The organism is Mycobacterium sp. IS-1264 (assembly GCF_001954195.1).
Taxonomy (GTDB): domain Bacteria; phylum Actinomycetota; class Actinomycetes; order Mycobacteriales; family Mycobacteriaceae; genus Mycobacterium.
Genome location: NZ_MBES01000044.1, coordinates 57,853 through 76,963, shown reverse-complemented (window position 1 = coordinate 76,963; position 19,111 = coordinate 57,853). Strand labels below are relative to the sequence as shown.

21 protein-coding genes and 1 tRNA gene are annotated in these 19,111 nt (G+C 68.7%); 10 read left to right on the top strand and 12 right to left on the bottom strand.

What is annotated here, in order from left to right:
• On the bottom strand, window positions 1-793 hold a 793-nt coding region (locus A5744_RS25215), incomplete at its 3' end, for a PE family protein (protein ID WP_205866296.1).
• Between the two features lie 174 nt (window positions 794-967).
• Here A5744_RS25215 and A5744_RS07885 point away from each other — a divergent pair.
• Window positions 968-1,315: a hypothetical protein gene (locus A5744_RS07885; protein WP_076059847.1), complete on the top strand. Its 348-nt coding sequence runs from the start codon at window positions 968-970 to the stop codon at window positions 1,313-1,315.
• A gap of 10 nt (window positions 1,316-1,325) precedes the next feature.
• On the opposite strand, the gene A5744_RS07880 is transcribed toward A5744_RS07885, so the two are convergent.
• Window positions 1,326-2,516: a PPE family protein gene (locus A5744_RS07880; RefSeq protein WP_076059846.1), complete on the bottom strand. Its 1,191-nt coding sequence runs from the start codon at window positions 2,514-2,516 to the stop codon at window positions 1,326-1,328.
• A gap of 13 nt (window positions 2,517-2,529) precedes the next feature.
• On the bottom strand, window positions 2,530-2,829 hold the full coding sequence (locus A5744_RS07875) for a PE family protein (RefSeq protein ID WP_076059844.1): 300 nt from the start codon (window positions 2,827-2,829) through the stop codon (window positions 2,530-2,532).
• 257 nt (window positions 2,830-3,086) lie between these two features.
• Here A5744_RS07875 and A5744_RS07870 point away from each other — a divergent pair, with 257 nt between their 5' ends.
• Entirely contained in the window at window positions 3,087-3,824 is a 738-nt protein-coding gene (locus A5744_RS07870; RefSeq protein WP_076059842.1) for an SIMPL domain-containing protein, read from the top strand.
• A gap of 4 nt (window positions 3,825-3,828) precedes the next feature.
• Here A5744_RS07870 and hpt read toward each other — a convergent pair whose 3' ends face one another.
• From hpt to dacB, 4 genes are read right to left on the bottom strand one after another with little or no spacing between them, the layout of a single operon-like run.
• Window positions 3,829-4,437 carry a hypoxanthine phosphoribosyltransferase gene (gene hpt, locus A5744_RS07865; protein WP_076059840.1) on the bottom strand — a complete coding sequence of 203 codons (609 nt, stop codon included), beginning with the start codon at window positions 4,435-4,437 and terminating at the stop codon, window positions 3,829-3,831.
• Window positions 4,438-4,480: 43 nt separating this feature from the next.
• Entirely contained in the window at window positions 4,481-5,434 is a 954-nt protein-coding gene (gene tilS / locus A5744_RS07860) for a tRNA lysidine(34) synthetase TilS (RefSeq protein WP_076059838.1), read from the bottom strand.
• Window positions 5,413-6,468: a zinc-dependent metalloprotease gene (locus tag A5744_RS07855; RefSeq protein WP_076059879.1), complete on the bottom strand. Its 1,056-nt coding sequence runs from the start codon at window positions 6,466-6,468 to the stop codon at window positions 5,413-5,415. The genes tilS and A5744_RS07855 overlap by 22 nt, the downstream gene beginning before the upstream one ends.
• Window positions 6,465-7,850: a D-alanyl-D-alanine carboxypeptidase/D-alanyl-D-alanine-endopeptidase gene (dacB, locus tag A5744_RS07850; RefSeq protein WP_076059837.1), complete on the bottom strand. Its 1,386-nt coding sequence runs from the start codon at window positions 7,848-7,850 to the stop codon at window positions 6,465-6,467. Before dacB ends, A5744_RS07855 begins: the two co-directional genes overlap by 4 nt.
• 105 nt (window positions 7,851-7,955) lie before the next feature.
• Here dacB and A5744_RS07845 point away from each other — a divergent pair, with 105 nt between their 5' ends.
• Together A5744_RS07845 and A5744_RS07840 are read left to right on the top strand one after the other, a co-directional pair.
• Complete coding sequence (locus A5744_RS07845; protein ID WP_076059835.1) at window positions 7,956-8,444, top strand: inorganic diphosphatase; 489 nt, start codon at window positions 7,956-7,958, stop codon at window positions 8,442-8,444.
• A gap of 47 nt (window positions 8,445-8,491) precedes the next feature.
• The gene (locus tag A5744_RS07840) at window positions 8,492-9,184 is read left to right on the top strand and encodes a hypothetical protein (protein ID WP_076059833.1); all 693 of its coding nucleotides are present in this window, start codon (window positions 8,492-8,494) and stop codon (window positions 9,182-9,184) included.
• Here the strand turns inward: A5744_RS07840 and A5744_RS07835 are convergent.
• Window positions 9,181-10,269, bottom strand: coding sequence for a DUF475 domain-containing protein (locus tag A5744_RS07835; protein ID WP_076059831.1), 1,089 nt, complete (start codon window positions 10,267-10,269; stop codon window positions 9,181-9,183). The two genes, A5744_RS07840 and A5744_RS07835, sit on opposite strands and share 4 nt — an antisense overlap.
• 91 nt (window positions 10,270-10,360) lie before the next feature.
• On the opposite strand from A5744_RS07835, the gene A5744_RS07830 reads away from it, so the two are divergent.
• From A5744_RS07830 to A5744_RS07820, 3 genes are read left to right on the top strand one after another with little or no spacing between them, the layout of a single operon-like run.
• The gene (locus A5744_RS07830; protein WP_139331281.1) at window positions 10,361-11,635 is read left to right on the top strand and encodes a hypothetical protein; all 1,275 of its coding nucleotides are present in this window, start codon (window positions 10,361-10,363) and stop codon (window positions 11,633-11,635) included.
• Window positions 11,636-11,637: 2 nt separating this feature from the next.
• Window positions 11,638-12,351 (top strand): glycosyltransferase family 2 protein, encoded by a 714-nt coding sequence (locus A5744_RS07825; RefSeq protein WP_170874448.1) that lies wholly within the window; start codon window positions 11,638-11,640, stop codon window positions 12,349-12,351.
• Entirely contained in the window at window positions 12,348-12,698 is a 351-nt protein-coding gene (locus A5744_RS07820) for a DUF2304 domain-containing protein (RefSeq protein ID WP_076059827.1), read from the top strand. The genes A5744_RS07825 and A5744_RS07820 overlap by 4 nt, the downstream gene beginning before the upstream one ends.
• Before the next feature lie 55 nt (window positions 12,699-12,753).
• Here A5744_RS07820 and A5744_RS07815 read toward each other — a convergent pair whose 3' ends face one another.
• Entirely contained in the window at window positions 12,754-13,698 is a 945-nt protein-coding gene (locus A5744_RS07815; protein ID WP_076059825.1) for an NAD-dependent epimerase/dehydratase family protein, read from the bottom strand.
• Between A5744_RS07815 and A5744_RS07810 the strand changes: the two genes are divergently transcribed.
• On the top strand, window positions 13,664-15,475 hold the full coding sequence (locus tag A5744_RS07810; protein ID WP_240562995.1) for a hypothetical protein: 1,812 nt from the start codon (window positions 13,664-13,666) through the stop codon (window positions 15,473-15,475). The genes A5744_RS07815 and A5744_RS07810 overlap by 35 nt on opposite strands.
• Here the strand turns inward: A5744_RS07810 and A5744_RS07805 are convergent.
• Window positions 15,472-16,266, bottom strand: coding sequence for a hypothetical protein (locus A5744_RS07805; RefSeq protein ID WP_076059823.1), 795 nt, complete (start codon window positions 16,264-16,266; stop codon window positions 15,472-15,474). The two genes, A5744_RS07810 and A5744_RS07805, sit on opposite strands and share 4 nt — an antisense overlap.
• 1 nt (window position 16,267) lies before the next feature.
• Window positions 16,268-17,482: an aromatic ring-hydroxylating dioxygenase subunit alpha gene (locus A5744_RS07800; protein ID WP_240562997.1), complete on the bottom strand. Its 1,215-nt coding sequence runs from the start codon at window positions 17,480-17,482 to the stop codon at window positions 16,268-16,270.
• A gap of 73 nt (window positions 17,483-17,555) precedes the next feature.
• Between A5744_RS07800 and A5744_RS07795 the strand changes: the two genes are divergently transcribed.
• Both A5744_RS07795 and A5744_RS07790 read left to right on the top strand, forming a co-directional pair.
• Window positions 17,556-18,164, top strand: a complete 609-nt coding sequence (locus tag A5744_RS07795) for a TetR/AcrR family transcriptional regulator (RefSeq protein WP_076059819.1) — start codon at window positions 17,556-17,558, stop codon at window positions 18,162-18,164.
• Window positions 18,165-18,633: 469 nt separating this feature from the next.
• Window positions 18,634-19,008: a DUF732 domain-containing protein gene (locus A5744_RS07790; RefSeq protein ID WP_076059817.1), complete on the top strand. Its 375-nt coding sequence runs from the start codon at window positions 18,634-18,636 to the stop codon at window positions 19,006-19,008.
• 15 nt (window positions 19,009-19,023) lie between these two features.
• On the opposite strand, the gene A5744_RS07785 is transcribed toward A5744_RS07790, so the two are convergent.
• Window positions 19,024-19,096, bottom strand: a tRNA-Thr gene (locus tag A5744_RS07785).
• Window positions 19,097-19,111: the final 15 nt, after the last annotated feature.

Genomic DNA, 19,111 nt, shown 5'->3' with positions numbered 1-19,111 from the left:
TGCCGGCACGGTTGATGCCGTCGGCCGCCCTGGGCCAGGCCACTTCGGTCGGCGGCCTGTCGGTCCCGCCGGGATGGGCGGGCGCGGGCGCGGTGGGCGCCGGGTGACCACCCCAGCCGCCGCCGTGCGGAGCAGCGTAACCGCCGTGCGGGGTGTAGTTACCGCCCCAACCGCCGCCGTGCGGGGTGTAGTTACCGCCCCAGCCACCGCCACGCGGCGCCCCGTAGTTGTAGTTACCGCCCCAGCCGCCGCCACGGGGCGCGCCGTAATAACCTCCGTAGGCACCTCCCGTCGCAGGCGCCACCGCTGCCGGCGCAGCTGGGGCAACGCGTGTGGGCGCGGCAGGTACCCGACCAGGCGCAGCGGGAACCGTGCGGGCGGGTGCGGCCGGCCCAGCGGGCATACGTGCGGGCGCGACGCGGGCGGGGCCGGTCGGCACGCGTGCGGGCGTTGCGGGAACCATGCGTGCCGGCGCCCCGGTGACCGCATGGCCACCCGCGACCTGCATCGCGTTGATCGCGTCGGTGTCCGCGTACGCGTTGGCGCTGACTCCCAAGGTCTGGACGAACTGTTCGTGGATCACGCCGGCCTGCGCGCCGATTGCCTGATACATCTGGCCGTAACCGGCGAAGCGTGCCGCGGTCATCGCCGACACCGCGTCGGCTGCGGCGGGCACCACTCCGGTGGTCGGAAACGCCGCGGCCGCATTGGCCGCGCTGACGGCCGCGCCAATCGCCTGTAGCCGACCCGCGGCAGCGCTCAGCTGCTCCGGCAGTGTGATCACAAACGACATGGGGCTTTCTCCTTCTGGCGGGAACCGGTGGTGCGTTTTGTGGACGAACTGGGGACACTTTTTCATAAAACTGGAATAAATGTCTAGTTCTGGACTACAAATTCTTTTTTCCGGTCTCGACATCCCAGGTCAGGATCGTTTGACCGGCTTTCGGCATCTGGTTACGCTTGTCGGATGCCACGGACGAACGCTGACGGCTGGGAGTTGAGGCGCCTCCTCGAGGCGACGCTGAACCGCGACATCACGGTCGAGCAGTTGCGCGACGCCTGCGGCGTCACCAAGGGGCGGTGGTACGGCGAGGCGGGACGGGCAAACGCCGACGACTTCCCGGACGCCGAGGAGGCCAGGCGCGCGGCCCACGCGTTCGGACTGAGCGCCACCTGGCTACAGGTCGAACTCGGCCTCGTCACGCTGGAAGACGTGCGCGGGGCCTTAGCCGACCCGAGCTCCGTGGGCCCGTTTCAGGACACCACTCGACGCCGGGTGTTGCAGTTTCCGACGCCGGACACTCCCCGCGAGTAGGTAACGAGCTCTAACCGCCCACGGGCGATTGCGCCATCACGGTCGGCTTGAATCCGTATCGGGGCGGCGCAAGGTGGGCCAGGCCCCGCCCTCCCCCGGCGCCCACCACGGGCAACCCGCCCAACGTGTTCGTGGCCGGTTCGGCGGCCGCGGCGGCTCCGAGGCCGTTGAGGCCTACCGTCACGGGGTTCGCCGCCGGGGCCGCACCGGCCCAGGACGCCGGAACCGACAGTCCCCCTATCGACGCGGCCTTGCCCACCGCTGCCGCAGCACCGCCCACGGCGCCCGAAACCGCACGCGGCAACGTCTCGACGGCCTTCGCGGCGCCCTCCGCCGCCTTCGCGGCCTGAGGCATCATGGCCTGGGCGAGGCCCTGGATGTCCTTGAACGCGGTGGTGAAAAGCCTTGTGGGAGAAATCAATCGGATAAACGTGTCGAACGGCGTGCTGGCATCCAGCGTCGCCGATCCGGTCAACCCCTCCAGCACATCGCCGAGCACGCCGCCGACGACGATCCCGTCGCCGTTGGGGGTGGGAGTGAACTCGACAAGCGACGTCGGTGAAAACCCGGCGAGGCCCCGCAGCGCGGTGGGGATCGCCTGGGCCCCGTCGGCGCCGGTGGCGCCCGCGACCGCTTGGGCGACCGCGGCGGCTTGGCTGGCCGGCCCGGCCGGGTTGGTCGTGGGCGCCGCGGGGTTGAACGGCGGCAACGTCGACGCCGCCGCCGACGCACCGGCATAGCCGTACATCGCGGCCGCATCCTGAGCCCACATCTCGGCGTAGTGCGCCTCGGTGGCCGCGATCGCCGCGGTGTTCTGGCCGAGGAAGTTGGTCGCGAGCAAGGCCATCAACAGCGCCCGGTTGGCCGCGATCACCGGTGGAGGCACCGTTTGGGCGAATGCCGCCTCGTAGGCGGCGGCCGCCATAACGGCCTGGGCCCCGGCCCGTTCCGCCCGTCCGGCGGTGCCGTGCAGCCACGCGACGTGGGGCGCGGCCGCGGCGGCCATGGACGCCGCTGCCGGACCGTGCCATGGTCCGTCGGTCAGGCCGGCGATCAGCGACCCGTAGGCGGACGCGGTGGCCTGCAGGTCGGTGGCGAGTCCATCCCAGGCCGCCGCGGCCGCCAGCAGCGGCGTCGAGCCGGGCCCGGAATACATCAGCGCCGAATTGATCTCCGGCGGCAGCTGCGCGAAATCCAGCATGAGTCCCCCTCGGTCACGCCACCGTGGCGGTGTTGGCCGCCTCGGTCGCCGCATACGAAGCGGCGCTGATGCCGAGCGTGCCGGCCAACTGCTCGCGCAGCGTCGCGGCCTGGGCGCTGATCTCCTGATAGAGCCGTCCGTGCGAGGCGAACTGCGCAGCGGTCAGCATCGACACCACATCCGCCGCGGCGGGAGACACCCCGATGGTCGGGGCTGCCGCGGCCGCGTTTCCGGCCCGCACCGCGGCATTGATCGTGTGCAGTTCCGCGGCGGCCGCGGCCATTACGTCGGAATGCGTGACGACAAAAGACATGCTTTCTCCTCAAAAACGCTTCGGTTCAACGGCTTTCAGGACGCTAAGTCATCCGCGCCCGGATATGACAGCTCCAGCGGTGCCAATTCATTGCGGAGTCGATGACTGTTCACTTAGCTGCGTGAATGTGCTGCAGCATTGGGTTCTTATGTGAAAGATGTTGTGAACCAATATGATTGGAGTTACATATGAATTTCTGCGCAGTTGCCGCGGTACAGGCTATCCTTTGCCCCGATCGCCTGCGCTAGTGTCCACACATGTCGATCGCAAGAAGCGCCCCGAGGTTTGTCCGCCGGTCCATCGCTGTGCTTGCCGCCGGATTGGCCGTCGCCACTCTGTCGGCGTGCGACAAGCACAATTCGGCGCCCGCGCCGGGCGCAAATCCGCGTCAAGTAACCGTTTTGGGATCGGGGCAAGTTCAAGGCGTCCCGGACACCTTGACGGCCGACGTTGGCATCGAATTCACCGCGACCGACGTCACCGTCGCGATGAACCAGACCAACGACCGTCAGCAAGCGGTCATCAACGCGCTGGTAGGCGCCGGGCTCGACCGCAAGGACATCAGCACCACGACGGTGAACCTCGAGCCCCAATACGGCAGTGGCACCGCGACGATCACCGGCTACCGCGCCACCAACGCGATCCGGGTCAAGATCCACCCGACCGACGCCGCGTCCCGAATGCTCGCGTTGATCGTGAACACCGGCGGCGACGCGACGCGGATCAGCTCGGTGAGTTACTCCATCGCTGACGACTCGCAACTGGTAAAGGACGCTCGCGCACGGGCTTTCAACGACGCCAAGAACCGCGCCGACCAGTACGCGCAATTGTCGGGGCTGCGGCTGGGCAGGGTGCTGTCGATTTCGGAGGCGACGGGCGGCGCACCCACGCCGGGCGGACCGCCGGCGCCACCTCGCAGCATGGCCGCGGTCCCGCTAGAGCCCGGCCAGCAGACCGTCAGCTTCTCGGTAACCGCGGTGTGGGAGCTCGACTAAGGCGCTACTGGTAGACGCGGGGATCCAGCGTCCCGATATACGACAGGTCGCGGTAGCGCTCGTCGTAATCCAGCCCGTAACCCACCACGAACTCGTTGGGAATGTCGAAGCCGACGTAGGCGATGTCGACGTTGGCGTGCATCGCGTCGGGCTTACGCAGCAGCGTGCACACCCGAAGCGAGCGCGGATGGCGGGTGGTGAGGTTCCGCGAGAGCCACGACAAAGTCAGACCGGAGTCGACGACGTCCTCCACGATCAGCACGTCGCGATCGTTGATGTCGCGATCCAGGTCCTTGAGGATCCGCACGACCCCCGACGACGAAGTCGAGGAGCCGTAGGAGCTGACGGCCATGAATTCGAACTGCGTCGGCACCGGAATAGCGCGGGCCAAATCGGTGACGAAGATCACCGCGCCCTTGAGCACCGTGATCAACAGCAGATCCTGGCCGGTCTGCGCGGCGACGTCGCGGTATTCGCTGCCGATTTGCTCGCCCAGTTCGCCGATGCGGGCCTGAATCTGCTCGGCGGTGAGCAGCACAGACTTGATATCCCCCGGATACAGGTCTACCGGCTGCGCGGGGGTGATCGCCGAGGAGATCTGGGCCACGCCCACAGCGTGCCACGCCGACGGGCGAACAACCAACGCCAGTGCCGATTTACACAGGCTCGCGTCGCAGCGTCAGGACGCCGTCGTGCCGTCCGGCGATCAACCGCTCACCGCGCAACGGCGACCCGACGGCCACCCCGCCCTGCCCCCGCCAGGCGGTGACCAGCGTGTCCACGCCCCTGATCTGCTTGTCCGTCAACCCCGTTGCTCCGCCACTCAGCAGCCAGCCGCGGATCACCCGCCGTCGAACCGGATCGGGCAGCGCGGCCAGGGCCGGGGCGTGCAGCCCGGCGCCCGCCGTGACACCTGGCAACGCCTGCGCGGCAAGGGCATCGATCAACTCGGTGTCCGCGCGCAAAGCCGTCGCGGTGCGGGCCAGCGCCTCGGCCACCCCGCCGCCCAGCACCTCCTCCAGCAGTGGCAGCACCTCGAGGCGCAGCCGGGTTCGGGTGAAGCGGCGGTCGGTGTTGTGCGGGTCCTGCCACGCGGTCAGGCCCAGCTCCTGGCAGGCGGCGTGCGTCACGGCCCGCCGCACCCCCAGCAGCGGCCGGCCCCACGGCGGATCGTAGGCACGCATACCGGCGATCGAGCGCGGCCCGGAACCGCGACCCAGGCCCAGCAGCACCGTTTCGGCTTGATCGTCGAGCGTGTGCGCCAGCAGCACCGGCCCGTCGCGGTAGGCCGCCAACGCGGCGTAGCGGGCGGCGCGCGCGGCCGCCTCCGGACCGCCGTCGTTCCCCACCGTCACGCAAAGCACCTGTGCGTCAACACATCCCAGCGAAACCGCTTGCGCCCGTGCGGTTTCGGCGACGGCTGCCGACTCGGACTGCAGGCCGTGATCCACGATCAGCGCCGTCGTGGGTCGCAACTGGGCCGCCACGGCGATGAGCGCCAGCGAGTCCGGACCGCCGGACAGCGCGACCCCCCATTGGGTGACCGGATGGGCCCTGACGAAATCCTCGACAGCCGCGCGCAGCTGCCCTACAGCACCCTGTCGATCCATCGCTGGGGATCTTCGATCTCGGCGGGCAACGGCAGCGTGTCGGCGCCCGACCAGATGGTGTTGAACCGCTCCATCCCGACCTTGCCCACCACATGGTCGACGAACGCCTTGCCGCGGGTGTATTGGCTGAGTTTGGCGTCGAGGCCCAGCAGGGCGCGCAGCAGCCGCTGCAACGGTGGTTGCTTGCGGTGGCGACGCTCGTCGAATCGACGGCGGATGGTTGCCACCGACGGCACCACCATCGGTCCGACGGCATCCATCACGTGGTCGGCGTGGCCTTCCAGCAGCGTGCCGAGGACCAGCAGTTGATCCAGGGCCTGGCGCTGGGGCTCGGACTGGACGGCGCGCACCAGGCCGAGGATCCCCGACGAGCTGGCGTCCGGTTCCGCGGCGCCGCGGTTGCGCACGAAGTCGGCGAGCCGGTTGATCACCTGCCCGACGTCTTCGCCGGCGTCGCGGGTCAGCAACCCCAGCGCCTGCGACATGTATTCGGACAGCCAGGGATTGGCGGTGAACTGAACCCGGTGGGTCACCTCGTGCAGGCACACCCACAACCGGAAGTCGGTGGGCTCGACCCGCAGCTGCCGCTCGACGGCGATGACGTTCGGATACACCAGCAGCAGGCAGCCCTCTTTGGCCCCGTTATTAGTGGCGAATGGGTCGTACTGGCCGAGGATCCCGGACGACACGAACGCCAGCACGGCTCCCGTCTGCGCCCCGGTGATCCGGCCGGTGAGGAATCCGCGCGGCTTTTCGCTCCCATTCGTCATCACGCGCATCGACTCTGCGGCCGCCCGAACCCACTCGGGCCGGTCGACGATCCGCGCCGCGGGCACCGCGCCGTTGGTCACCAGGCCGGTGACGTCGCGCACCGGCGGCTCGGCTTTCGCGGCCGCGACCGTGAGCTCGTCGATGGCCTGACGGCGGGTGTAGTCGCTGGACGGCGGGCCCGGGCGGGCCAGCCGAACTCCGACGGTGGCCGCGAAGCGCCAATCGACGGCGGTGCCGAGGGTCAGATCGGACGGCGGGCTCATGTGCACCCGCATGTCCACAGCTTGCTCGCCAGCGCATCCATCACGTTGCGGCCGTTGGGGCCGGCGGCATTGGACAGAAACGCGAAAGTCAGCACCCGGCCGCTGCGGTCGGTGAGGACGCCGACCAACGCGTTGATGGCGGTCAACGAACCGGTCTTGGCCCGCAGCCAGCCGGCCGGCCCCTGGTTGGTGGCCGTGTCGAGGAAACGGTCGGCCAACGTCCCGCTGCCGCCGGCGATCGGAAGCAGATCCAGCAGCGCCCGCAACGCCGGCTGATCCGGACCCGCGGCCGCCTGCACCGTGCCGTCGAGCGTCTTGGCCGTCAACCGGTCGTCGACCGATAGCCCGCTGGAATCCATCAGCGCTGCCCCGGTGGTGTCGATGTGCCCGGTGCTCAACCGGTTGGTGATCGCGTCGACCGCGCCGGCAAAGCTGCGCGGCCGGTTGATCGCGGCGGCCACCTCGCGGCCGATGCATTCGGCCAGCACGTTGTCGGAGTGGTCCATCATCTCCGACAGGCGCTGGACCAACGGCGCGGACTGCACCACGGCCAGCTGCCGCGCGCCGGACGGCGCCGTGCCGATCGTCACCGCGCCCGGATCCAGGCCGAGGGCCTTGGCCAGCTCCCGTCCGGCATCGAGCGCGGGGGTTCGCGACCGCCGCGAATTGACCGTGCTGGGCTGGATGCGCCCGGCGTCGATCATCACCGATTCGATCGGCGCGATGTCACCGTTGTCGACATCCGAGGGATCCCAGCCCTGCGCCATCGTCGGCCCGGTGAACGCCGAGGTGTCCACCTGCACGGCCGTCGGTGTCACCCCGCTGCGGCGGATCTGCTCGACCAGGTCGCTGAGGCGTGGCGAGCCCCGGTACCAGGTGGGGACGTCCGGCGGCGCCGCCGACAGCGTCGGATCCCCGGCACCGACGAGCACGATGGGCCCCTGGGCGTTCGGGCCGCCGGCGACCACCCGGGTGCTGATCCGGGCCTGCCGATCCAGCGTCAGCAACGCGGCGGCCGCGGTCAGCACCTTGTTCGTGGACGCCGGGACGAACGGCACGTCGTCGGCCACCTGCCATAGCTCTTTGCCGGTCATCGCGTCGGTGATGCGGCCGCCCAACCTGCCCAGGTTCGGATCGCCCGCCACCGGCGCCAGCGCGGCCGCCACCCCGGGGACGGTGGGTGTTTCGGCCGAGTCGCTGACCGGGACCATGCCCGGCTTGACGACGGGCGGCCGCGGCGGCGGTACCGCAACCCGCGCGCCGCTGCCGCCGTGCCCACCCGTGGTGAAGAACGTCGCCGCCGCCACCACCGCGGCGACAAACGCCAGCACGGCCAACCCGATTAACACAGGGGTGGATTTCCGCCAGCGAGTAGGACCCATCACTCTCCTGACTGTCTGGTCCCATTCTGCCGAATCGGCCGCATTCCGCTCGACTAGGGTGGATCCGCAACGCACTGACCTACCCAGACTCAAGGAGCCGAGACGGTGCAATTCGACGTGATCATCGAGATCCCGAAAGGCCAGCGGAACAAATACGAGGTCGATCACGAGACGGGACGGGTCCGTCTGGACCGCTACCTCTACACGTCGATGGTCTACCCGACCGACTACGGCTTCATCGAGGACACCCTCGGCGAGGACGGCGACCCGCTGGACGCGCTGGTGCTGCTGCCCGAGCCGCTGTTCCCAGGCGTGACGGTCGAGGCGCGGCCGGTCGGAATGTTCCAGATGACCGACGAGGCCGGCGGTGACGACAAGGTGCTGTGCGTTCCGGCCGGCGACCACCGGTGGGACCAGATCCAAGACATCGCGGACGTTCCGTCCTTCGAACTGGACGTGATCAAGCACTTCTTCTCCCAATACAAGGCGCTGGAGCCGGGCAAATACGTCAAGACGGCCAACTGGGTCGGGCGGGCCGAGGCGGAAGCTGAGGTGCAGCGCTCGGTGGAGCGGTTCAAGGCCGAAGGGCACTAACGCTGCGGGCGTAACCGCGCACCGATTCTCGGTGGCATCCTGGCGATGTGACGCCCGTTCTGCATTTCGCCGCGAATTTCTGGTGGTTGGTCTTTCCACTGGGCGGCGCGATCGGTGGGGGCCTGCGAGCTCTCGCCGCCGCCAGCGAGCGCCGGGCCGATCGACGGCTGGAACGGTATCGGCTCAAGCAGCAGGCCAAGATCGCCGTGGCCCAGGCGTCCGGCCGCGCGCGGGACGACGGGGAAAGCGACCGCCGTGCGCTCGCGAAAGTCCTTGCGGCACATGACCGCACGGATGCCCGGTGGCTGGACTACGAGGTCGACATCGCCAAACTTCTCGACTTCCCGATGATGACCGACATGCGCGCGCCGCTGACCATCGCGTTTCACAAGGCCAAGCGGCACGCCGACCTGCTGCGGCCGGAGCGGCCCGACGACCTGCTCGGCGACCGCGACGCGCAACTGGAATACCGCAACGCCGTCCACGAATACATCAGCGCGTTCGAGATCGCCGAGGCCGAGGCGATTCGGCGACGGCGCAGCGACTTCTCCGAGGACGAACAGCAGCGGCTGGCGCGCGCCCAGCACCTGCTGGACCTGGCGCAGGACGAGGCCGCCACGCGTGAGGAACGGCAGAGCGCCTACGCGCGGGCGAGCAAGGAACTCGACGGCCTGATCGTGCTGCCGGCCCCGGCGCGCGCCGCCATCGAACGCCGCATCGCCGGGCAGATCGAGGCCTAAGCCGTCGCCGCGGCGGCCCTGGCGATCCGCCGATTGCGCAACACGCTCCAGCCCAACGCCGCCCCGATGAAGACGACGCCCACCGACGCGGTGATGACTTCGTGGATCTGGAAGCGCGGCTCGATGGAAAACAGCATGACGACCGCGAGCACACCGATCGCCCAATGCGCGCCGTGTTCCAGGTAGACGTAACGGTCCAGCGTTTCCTGGTGGACCAGGTAAATGGTGATCGACCGGACGAACATCGAGCCCACCAGCCCGAGGCCGAGCGCGATCACGATCGGGTCCGAGGTGATCGCGAACGCGCCGGTGACGCCGTCGAACGAGAACGCGGCGTCGAGCATCTCGAGATACAGGAACAGCATCAGTCCGGCCCTGCCGGTCGCGCCGGCCGCGTTGGCGTCCGTAGTCTCGACGCTCGACGGCCGAAACGCCCGGCTCAGGCCGTTGACGACCAGATATGTGACCAGGCCCAGCATCCCGGCCGTCAGCACCGTCGCACGCTCCTCGCCCGAGTGCGTCAACAGCGTGCCGGCGAGGACCAGCGCAACGCCGGCCACCACCACCGACACCTGCCCGAGCCGCCCGATGCGGGCGAACGGGATCTCAATCCACTTGAGCCACTTGATGTCTCGGTCGTGAAACACAAAATCGAGAAACAGCATCAACAGGAATATCCCGCCGAAAGCCGCGATCTGCGGGTGGGCCGAGATGATCAACTTTTCGTAGCTGGGCGAGCCGTCGGGAAATTCCAGCGCCCCGTGCGGCGGCGGATTGAGCGCCAGCTTCATCGCGCGCACCGGGTCGAGTCCGGCGGTCGCCCAGACGATCAGCAACGGAAAGACCAGGCGCATCCCGAAAACCGCGATCAAGATGCCGAGCGTCAGAAACATCTGGCGCCAAAACGAGCTCATCCGCTTCAGGATCCCGGCGTTGATGATGGCGTTGTCGAACGACAGCGACACCTCCAGTACGGCCAGGGCCAGCAACAGAAACAGGGCGTCGAGGCCGCCGTGCGCATACCCGAGCGCGAGGGCCGCCACGGTGAGTAACAGCGAGAAACCGAAGATGCGAAAGGCGGCCATGGGTCCTTCCTGACAGCCGCCCACACTAGCGAAGCCGATTGCCGCCGCCAGCCGCCGGCACCGGCGCACTTACTATTTTCAAATTGTGGCGATGCCCGAGGTCGGCGGTACCCAAGCCTCCACTGGAGCCGGGCCGATCGCGCGCGGCAGCATGGCCCGGGTCGGCACCGCAACCGCGCTCACCGCGCTGTGCGGCTATGCGGTGATCTACCTGGCCGCCCGCGACCTGGCGCCGAGCGGCTTCTCCGTTTTCGGGGTGTTCTGGGGGGCGTTCGGGCTGGTCTCCGGCGCCGCCAACGGCCTGCTGCAGGAAACCACCCGCGAAGTCCGCTCGACGCGCTACATCGACGTGCTGCCCGACCCGGGCGGAGCGCGCACCCATCCGCTGCGCGTCGCCGCGATGGTCGGCGTGGCCGCCGCCGTCGTGATCGCCGGGAGCTCGCTGCTGTGGAGCGGCCGGGTCTTCGTCGAGGCGCGCTGGCTGTCGGTCGTGCTGCTCAGCGTCGGCCTCGCCGGTTTTTGCCTGCACGCCACCCTGCTGGGCATGCTCGCCGGCACCGACCAGTGGACCCACTACGGGGCGCTGATGGTGACCGACGCGGTCATCCGCGTCACGGTCGCGGCGGCGACGTTCGTCATCGGCTGGGGCCTGGGCGGATTCCTATGGGCCACCGTCGCCGGCTCGGTGGCGTGGCTGATCATGCTGGTGGCTTCGCCCGCCGCACGCGCGACGGCCCGCATGCTGACGCCGGGCAGCACCGCGACGTTCCTGCGGGGCGCCGCCCATTCCATCACCGCGGCCGGTGCCAGCGCGATTCTGGTGATGGGGTTCCCGGTGTTGCTGAAGCTGACGTCGAATGAGCTTGGGGCACAAGGCGGAGTGATCATTCTGGCGGTGACGCTGACCCGGGCGCCGCTGCTGGTGCCGCTGACCGCCATGCAAGGCAACCTGATTGCTCATTTCGTCGACGAGCGCACCGAGCGGCTTCGGGCGCTCGTCGTGCCGGCGGCGATCATCGGCGGCATCGGCGCGATCGGGGTACTGGCCGCGGGCGTGCTGGGGCCGTGGCTGCTGCGGGTCGCGTTCGGCCCGCAGTACGACGCCGGCAGCGCGCTACTGGCGTGGCTGACGGCAGCCGCGGTGGCGATCGCGATGCTGACGCTGACCGGAGCCGCCACCGTGGCGGCCGCGCTGCACCGGGCGTACTCGCTGGGGTGGGTCGGTGCCACGGCGGCGGCGGGACTGCTGCTGCTGTTGCCGCTGCCGCTGGAGACCCGCACCGTGGTCGGCTTGCTGTGTGGCCCGTTGGCGGGAATCGGCGTCCATCTGGTGGCGTTGGGGCGCGCCGGGCGCCTAGCCGGCTGATCCTGGCTAACCTGATGAGCATCGAAACGGATTACTCCGGCGTCTGGATCGTCATTCCCGCCTTCAACGAAGCCGCTGTCATCGGTGAGGTGATAGCCGATGTGCGCTCGGTTTTTGACAACGTCGTGTGCGTGGACGACGGCAGCGCCGACGACACCGGCGAAATCGCCAGGCGGGCCGGGGCGCATTTGGTGCGCCACCCGATCAACCTGGGGCAGGGGGCGGCCATCCAGACCGGCGTCGAGTACGCCCGCGCTCAGCCGGGCGCAGGGGTCTTCGCCACCTTCGATGCCGACGGCCAGCACCGCGTCAAGGACGTGGCGGCGATGGTCGAGCGGCTGCGCACGGGTGACGTCGACGTCGTCATCGGAACGCGGTTCGCCGCGCCCCAGGGCAGCCGGCCGCCATTCGTCAAGCGCATCGTGCTGCGGACCGCGGCGCGGCTGAGCAGGCGCGGGCGCCGGCTGGGCTTGACCGACACCAACAATGGGCTGCGGGTGTTCAACAAGACGGTGGCCGACGGGCTGAACCTCACCATGAGTGGCATGAGCCATGCCAACGAGTTCGTCATGTTGATCGCCGAAAACCATTGGCGCGTAGCCGAATTGCCGGTCGAGGTGCTCTACACCGAGTACTCGAAGTCGAAGGGGCAGCCGCTGCTCAACGGCGTCAACATCATCTTCGACGGGTTTCTGCGAGGGAGGATTCCGAGATGAACTGGATTCAGGTGCTGCTGATCTCCTCGATCGTCGCGCTGCTGGTCTACCTGCTGCGGTCGCGCCGAAATGCGCGATCCCGGGCCTGGGTGAAGGTCGGCTACATCCTGTTCGTGCTGGGTGGGGTCTACGCGGTGCTGCGGCCCGACGACACCACCGTGGTCGCGCACTGGTTCGGGGTGCGCCGCGGGACCGATCTGATGCTCTACGCGCTGATCATGGCTTTCAGCTTCACCACGCTGAGCACCTACATGCGGTTCAAGGATCTCGAGTTGCGCTATGCGCGGCTCGCGCGCGCGGTAGCGCTGGAGGGCGCCCAGGCGCCCGAGGACCCGCGCCGAACGTGAAAACACGGCGAAAAAATCGCCGAAATCCCGCCGTGAGTGCACGCTCGGCGCGAAGTCAGAGCGTCCGCACGCCGCGGAAGTACTCGACAGTGCGGCGCACGCCGTCGTCGAGCCGAACCTGCGGCCGCCAGCCCAAAACCCTTTCGGCCAAACCGATGTCGAGGCAGGACCGCTTCAGGTCGCCCAGGCGCGGTGGATGAAACTCCGGGTCGTCGGGCCCGCCGACGGCCGCGGCCACCGCCGAATGCAGTTGGCGGTCCGAGGTCTCTATGCCCGTGCCGATGTTGAAGCGCTGCCCGCCGCCCGCTTCCCCCGCGGCCTTGACGAACGCGTCCACCACGTCGTCGACGAACACGTAGTCGCGGGTGTTGGTGCCGTCGCCGAACACCTTGGTGGTCTCACCCGAAAGCAGCGCCTGGGCGAAAATCGCCACCACGCCCGCCTCGCCGTGCGGGTCCTGGCGCGGCCCGTACACGTTGGCGGGCGCGATGTGTGAGCAGTCCAGCCCGTACAGATGCCGAAAGGTGTTCAGATAGATTTCCCCGGCCACCTTGCCCGCGGCGTACGGCGACGCCGGATCGGTGGGCACCGTCTCGGGGGTGGGATAGCGCGGCGGGGTGCCGTAGATGGATCCACCCGACGACGTGTGCACGATCTTGCGCACCCCGCTGCGGCGTGCGGCTTCGGCCAGCCGCACGGTGCCGATGACGTTGACCGAGGCGTCGAACTGCGGGTCGGCCACCGAGTGCCGCACGTCGATCTGCGCGGCCAGGTGGAACACCACCTCGGGCCGGTGCTCGTCGAGGATGGCGTTCAGGTCGGCCGTCACGATGTCCGCCTCGACGAAGACGTGCGAAGGATTGTCGGCCAGGTGCTCGAGGTTGGTCGCGCGGCCGCTGGCGAAGTTGTCCAGCCCCAACACCGTGTGGCCGTCGGCCAGCAGACGGTCGACTAGCGTCGACCCGATGAATCCGGCTGCCCCGGTGACCAGTGCGCGCACCGGCCCACCATACAGAGTGGTCTCCGCGGCGGTCGCGCTGATCGCGGTGCAGCTGGTGATCCGCGCCGTGCTGGCCTTCGGCGGCTATTTCTACTGGGACGACCTGATTCTCATCGGCAAGGCCGGCACCCACGGCCTACTGTCGCCCTCGTATCTGTTCGATGACCACGACGGCCACGTGATGCCGGCGGCCTTCCTGCTCGGCGGCGCGATCACCCGGCTGGCGCCCCTTGACTGGACCTGGCCGGCGATCAGCCTGGTGGTGCTGCAGCTACTGGCGTCACTGGCCCTGTTGCGCGCGCTCTACGTCATCCTGGGCTGGCGCTGGGTGCTGCTCCTCCCGCTGACGTTCGCACTGTTCACCCCGTTGGGCGTGCCCGGGTTCGCGTGGTGGGCGGCGGCGCTGAACTCGCTGCCGATGCTGGCGGCGCTCGCGTGGGTGTGCGCCGACGCGATTCTGTTGGTCCGCACCGGCAGCCAGCGCTACGCGGCCACCGGGGTGGTGGTCTACTTCGGCGGCCTGCTGTTCTTCGAAAAGGCGGCCGTGATCCCGTTCGTGGCGTTCGCGGTGGCCGCCCTGCTGTGCCACGTGCGGGGCGAGCGGGCCGCGCTGCGCACGGTGTGGCGGGCGGGGCTGCGGTTGTGGATCGCGTCGCTGATCTTGACCGCCGCCTGGGTGGCGCTATATCTGGCCGTGGTCAACCAGCAGCGCTGGAGTTCCGACCTGGCGATGACGTGGGATCTGCTCTTTCGATCGGTCACGCACGGGATCGTGCCGGGGCTGGCCGGCGGGCCATGGCACTGGGACCGCTGGGCACCCGCGTCGCCGTGGGCCACTCCCCCGCCGGCCGCGATGGCGCTCGGCTGGCTGGTGCTCGCCGCGGTGCTCGCGCTGTCGCTGGCGCGCAAGCAGCGCATCGGGGCGGTATGGCTGACCGCGGCCGGTTACATCGTCGCGTGCCAGGTGCCGATCTATCTGATGCGGTCGTCGAAGCAGACCGCGCTCGAGCTCGCGCAGACCCTGCGGTATCTGCCGGACCTCGTCGTGGTGCTGGCGCTGCTGGCCGCCGTCGCGCTGTGCGCACCCAACCGGCCTCCCTCGGCGCGGTGGCTGGACGCGTCGCGGTGGCGCGCGGTCGCGGTGACGGGTTTGGCGGGGTTGTTCGTGGCCAGCAGCCTGTACTCGACGGCGACGTTTCTGACCAGCTGGCGCGACAATCCCGCCCAGCCGTATCTGCAAAACGCCCGGGCCGGTTTGGCCGCCGCGCGCAGGGCCTCGAATGCGCCGATGCTCGACCAGGAGGTCGATCCCCTGGTGTTGCAACGAGTGGCCGCGCCGGAGAACCTGGCCAGCCACATGTTCGCGCTACTGCGGGATAGGCCCGAATTCGCCGTGGCGACAACGCAATTGCGCATGCTCGACAGTTCCGGGCGGGTGATCCCCGCGAGAGTCACCTGGATTCGGACCATCGCGCCGGGGCCCATGCCGCACTGCGGCTATTTCGCGCAACCGGATAATCCCGCCCGCCTGGCCCTCGACGGTCCGCTGCTGCCCGCCGACTGGACCGTCGAACTGAACTACCTGGCCAACAGCGACGGTTCGATGACGCTGTCGCTGACGCAGGGACCCGACGTCAAGGTTCCGGTGCGTCCCGGACTCAACCGCGTCTTCGTCCGGCTGCCGGGCGCCGGCGACGCGATCACCGTCCGGGCCAACACCGCGGCGCTCTCGTTGTGTCTCGCGTCCGGGCCGGTGGGTTTCGTCGCGCCGGCCTAGCGCGCGGTGAGCTCGGCCAGCGTCTGCGAGCGCGCGGTGACCGCCTTGACCGAGGCGACGGCGCCGTCGGCGACGTGGGCGATCCCGGCGACGTGCAGCGCGGCCGGCTTTCCGACGAATTGTTCTGCGCCCGCGCCCAATCCATCCCGGTACGGGCCGCGGATCGTGGCGTGGAACGGGACGTCGTCGCCCGCGGAAAAGAGGTCGTTGACCACGACGTCGCGGGGATCGAGCAATGGTTCGTACGCCGCGCCGGTGCGCTCGTCGTCGATCTCGTGGGTGGGAGCGTCGGCGAGATCGCCGTTTTCCAACCACGCGCGCACGGTCTTTTCGGCGTCGGGGTCGGCGGGTATCGCCTCGGTCGACGTCCAGGGATCGATGTGGGGCGGAATCAGCGGATGGGGTTGACCGCTGGCGATCTGCGCCCGCATCGCGAAGTAGTCCTGCTCGACGTAGTTCTCCGTCAGCCGGGTGCCGTTCCACTTGTAGAGGCCGATGCCGCGCCAGCAGGTGAGCGCCCGCGACTGCCCGGCGGGCATGGCCGCGTGCTCACTGAAGTGCATGCACAGCCGATCGCCGTTGAGCACGAACTCGTGCACGGCGATGCCCAAACCCGGTGCGGCGTCGAAGATCTGACGGACAGCCTCGGCATACGTGGTCGACCGGACGAGCGCCAAGCCGTTGATGTGCACGACGTAGTCGGGCTCCATGAGCTGCGGGCAGAGCGATTGATCGTGCGAATTCGTGTAGTCGATGCAGTATTTGCGCATCAGTGCGACGAAGGGATGCATGTCACTCCCCGGCGAAGGGGCCCAGAAGCTCTGGTACTCGGAGGGATTCGGGCACGCGCTCGACGCCGATGGCCTGGTCGATGGCCTCGTGCAGGTAGTAGATGCGCCGCTCGTGATAGCCGAGCCGCACGGACTTGAGGGTGCCCGCATCCAGCGACCGCTGCGTGCCGGGCAGGACGTCGAGGTCTTCGAACAGCACCTGGGATAGGGCCGCGATGACGGCGTCGTTGGTCTGCGCGTCGGCGTCGAGTGACGAGCACCAGTGGACGCTGTAGGTCGACGTGGCCGGCCCGGTCGGCCAGTTGGTGATCAAGAAGACGAACCCGGTGCCGTTGAACACGATGCTCAGGTTCGGGAAGACATGGTAGGAGAACGTGCCCCGGAACGGCAGATCACCGAGGCCGGGAAACACGCACGGGAACGGCGACAGGGACTGCCCGTCGATCCCGTCGCGGTAGGAGACGAGCATGCGGGAATGGCCGTTGCGCAGCAGCTGGATGCCGGTCGCCGACTGTTGCAGAGCCCGGGCGGCCGAGGCGCGGTGTACGTAGTTGACGTGGTAGGTCTCGAGATTGGCGTCGACCGGCAGCTTCCAGTTGACGGGAACGTCTCGCACCGTGCGATTCACCAGGTGTAGCCGGCCGTCGAGCATGCCGAAGTCGCTGAGATCCTCACCGACGGAGGCGAGATACCCCGACAGCGGCGGCGCTACCGCGTCGAGGTTGACGAAGACGAGCGGACCCCACGACTCGCACCGGACCTCGGCCAGGCCGTGGCATGCGGGGTCGAGTCCGGCGAAGTTCGACGCCTCGGGATAGCCGACAAGCTTTCCCTCGAGCGAGTACGTCCATGCGTGGAAGGGGCACGTGAGCCTGCGGCCGACGTTTCCCTGCGGCTCCTCGACGAGCGCGGCGCCCCGATGCCGACAGGTGTTGTAGAAGGCGCGAACGAGGTTGTCGCGCCCGCGGATCAGCATGACCGGCTGGTCGAGCTGGTCGAGCAGCAGGTAGTCGCCTGGGTTGCGCAGCTGGTCTGCGTGGGCGACGAACAACCAGGAGCGCGAAAAGACCGCGGCGGCTTCGAGTTTGGCGAAGCCGGCATCGGAATAACGTCCGGCGGGAACCGGCGGTAGCACGGGGAACTCCGGGGGGTATGCCCGTCGCTCCGCTTCGGCTCGGGCGTCCCGCTTGACCCCGTCGATCAGCTGGGAGCTCATCACCACCACCCGAGTATATGAATGGTGACTCATTTATCAAGACATCGCGGCCAATTCCGGCAAGAATGGCCCCATGCCGAATACGAAGGCTCCCGCGCGTCGCCCCCGGGGCCGCCCGCGCAAGTCGGACGCACAGGCCACCGCCCTGCGGCTCCTCGACGCGGCCGCGGCGGTGTGCGTCGAAAGGGGATTCGAGGGCAGCACCCTGCCGCGCATCGCGGAGCGCGCGGGCGTCTCGCCGACCGCCGTTTACAACCACTTTCACAGCCGTGAGGAGTTGCTATACGCGGCCGCGGTGCGTGCCCTCGACCAGATCACCTCCGCCGCGCCGCGCACGGCTGGCGGCGAGCAGACCCTGCGAGCCATCGCAACCGCCTACCTACGCCCGGAAATGACACAGCACCGGCGGCTGATCGCCGAGTTGCATCTGGCCAGCCGGCGCGACGAGCGGTTGGCATCCTTGATCGCGCAGTGGCACCGCGATTACGGCGACCGGTTCGTCGGGGCCCTATCGGGCAGCGATCCAAACCCGCGAGCCACGACGAAAGTCGTGTTCCTGCTGCTGCTCGGGCTTTGCCATTTCGATGACGTCTCGGCGATCAGGGCGTCGCGCGCCGCGGTCACCGAGCGGGTCGAGCGCATGATCGAGATGCTGGTGCCGGGCACTGTCCATTCTCGTTGAGCCGCAATAACTTACACGGGCGTCGACTCAAGGGGCGAGCTGGACATGGCCCCTCGGCGGGGGCTGGGGAGAGGACGGCGGAGGAGGAGGTGCCTCGGGCGCAGGCGCGGGTGCCTCGGGTTGTGGCGCGGGCGCTTCCGGTTGTCGCGGGGACAGCGGCTGTTGTGCACGGGGTGGCGGTGCCGGGGCTGGCGGCGCAAGCTGCGCTGCCGTCGGCGCCGGGATCTGTGGATCGGGCGTGATGTCCCCCACCGGGGCTGGCCCGAATGTCGTTGCCAGCGGCGGTAAATCGTTCGCCGCGGCAGGAGCCCACCAGGTGGTGCATATCAAGGCGGCGATCACCGCATACTTACCTGCCCGTCGCGCCGCGGCCCGAAAGTCCAGTGGTGATGCACCCCTACAACCAGTTACGATCTCCATCATTGCAGGCGCCCGCCGCCGCCACTGTTAAAGAAATGGAAATCCTGCCGTGCGCACCGGGATCATCCGCCTCGCAGCCGCTCTGGTTGGTGGCTCGATGGCGCCGATCGCCGCAATTATTTGCGCTGGTGGGGCAGGCGCGGACACTCAGCAGGATCAGTTCCTGGCGAGGCTCCAACAACTGCAGATTCCCGCCCTCGATGGCGTGCCGGGGCTCGTCTACCACGCCCATGAAATTTGCGGCCAACTCGACAGCGGCACCCCGGGCGAGGACGTGGTGACCAATGTGATGAACAAGGCGTATGACGACAATCCGTCCTTACGCGCAATGTCCGCTCGCGCCAGAAGGACGGCGGTCAGGTTCGTCACGGCGTCGGTGGACGTCTACTGCCCCAGCCATCAAGGCGAGATTCCTCCCGCCTGAGGTGCGGAGCGTCGGAGCCACCTAGGAGAATCGAACTCCTGACCTGCTCATTACGAGTGAGCCGCTCTACCGACTGAGCTAAGGTGGCGTGCCCTGCCGGGCG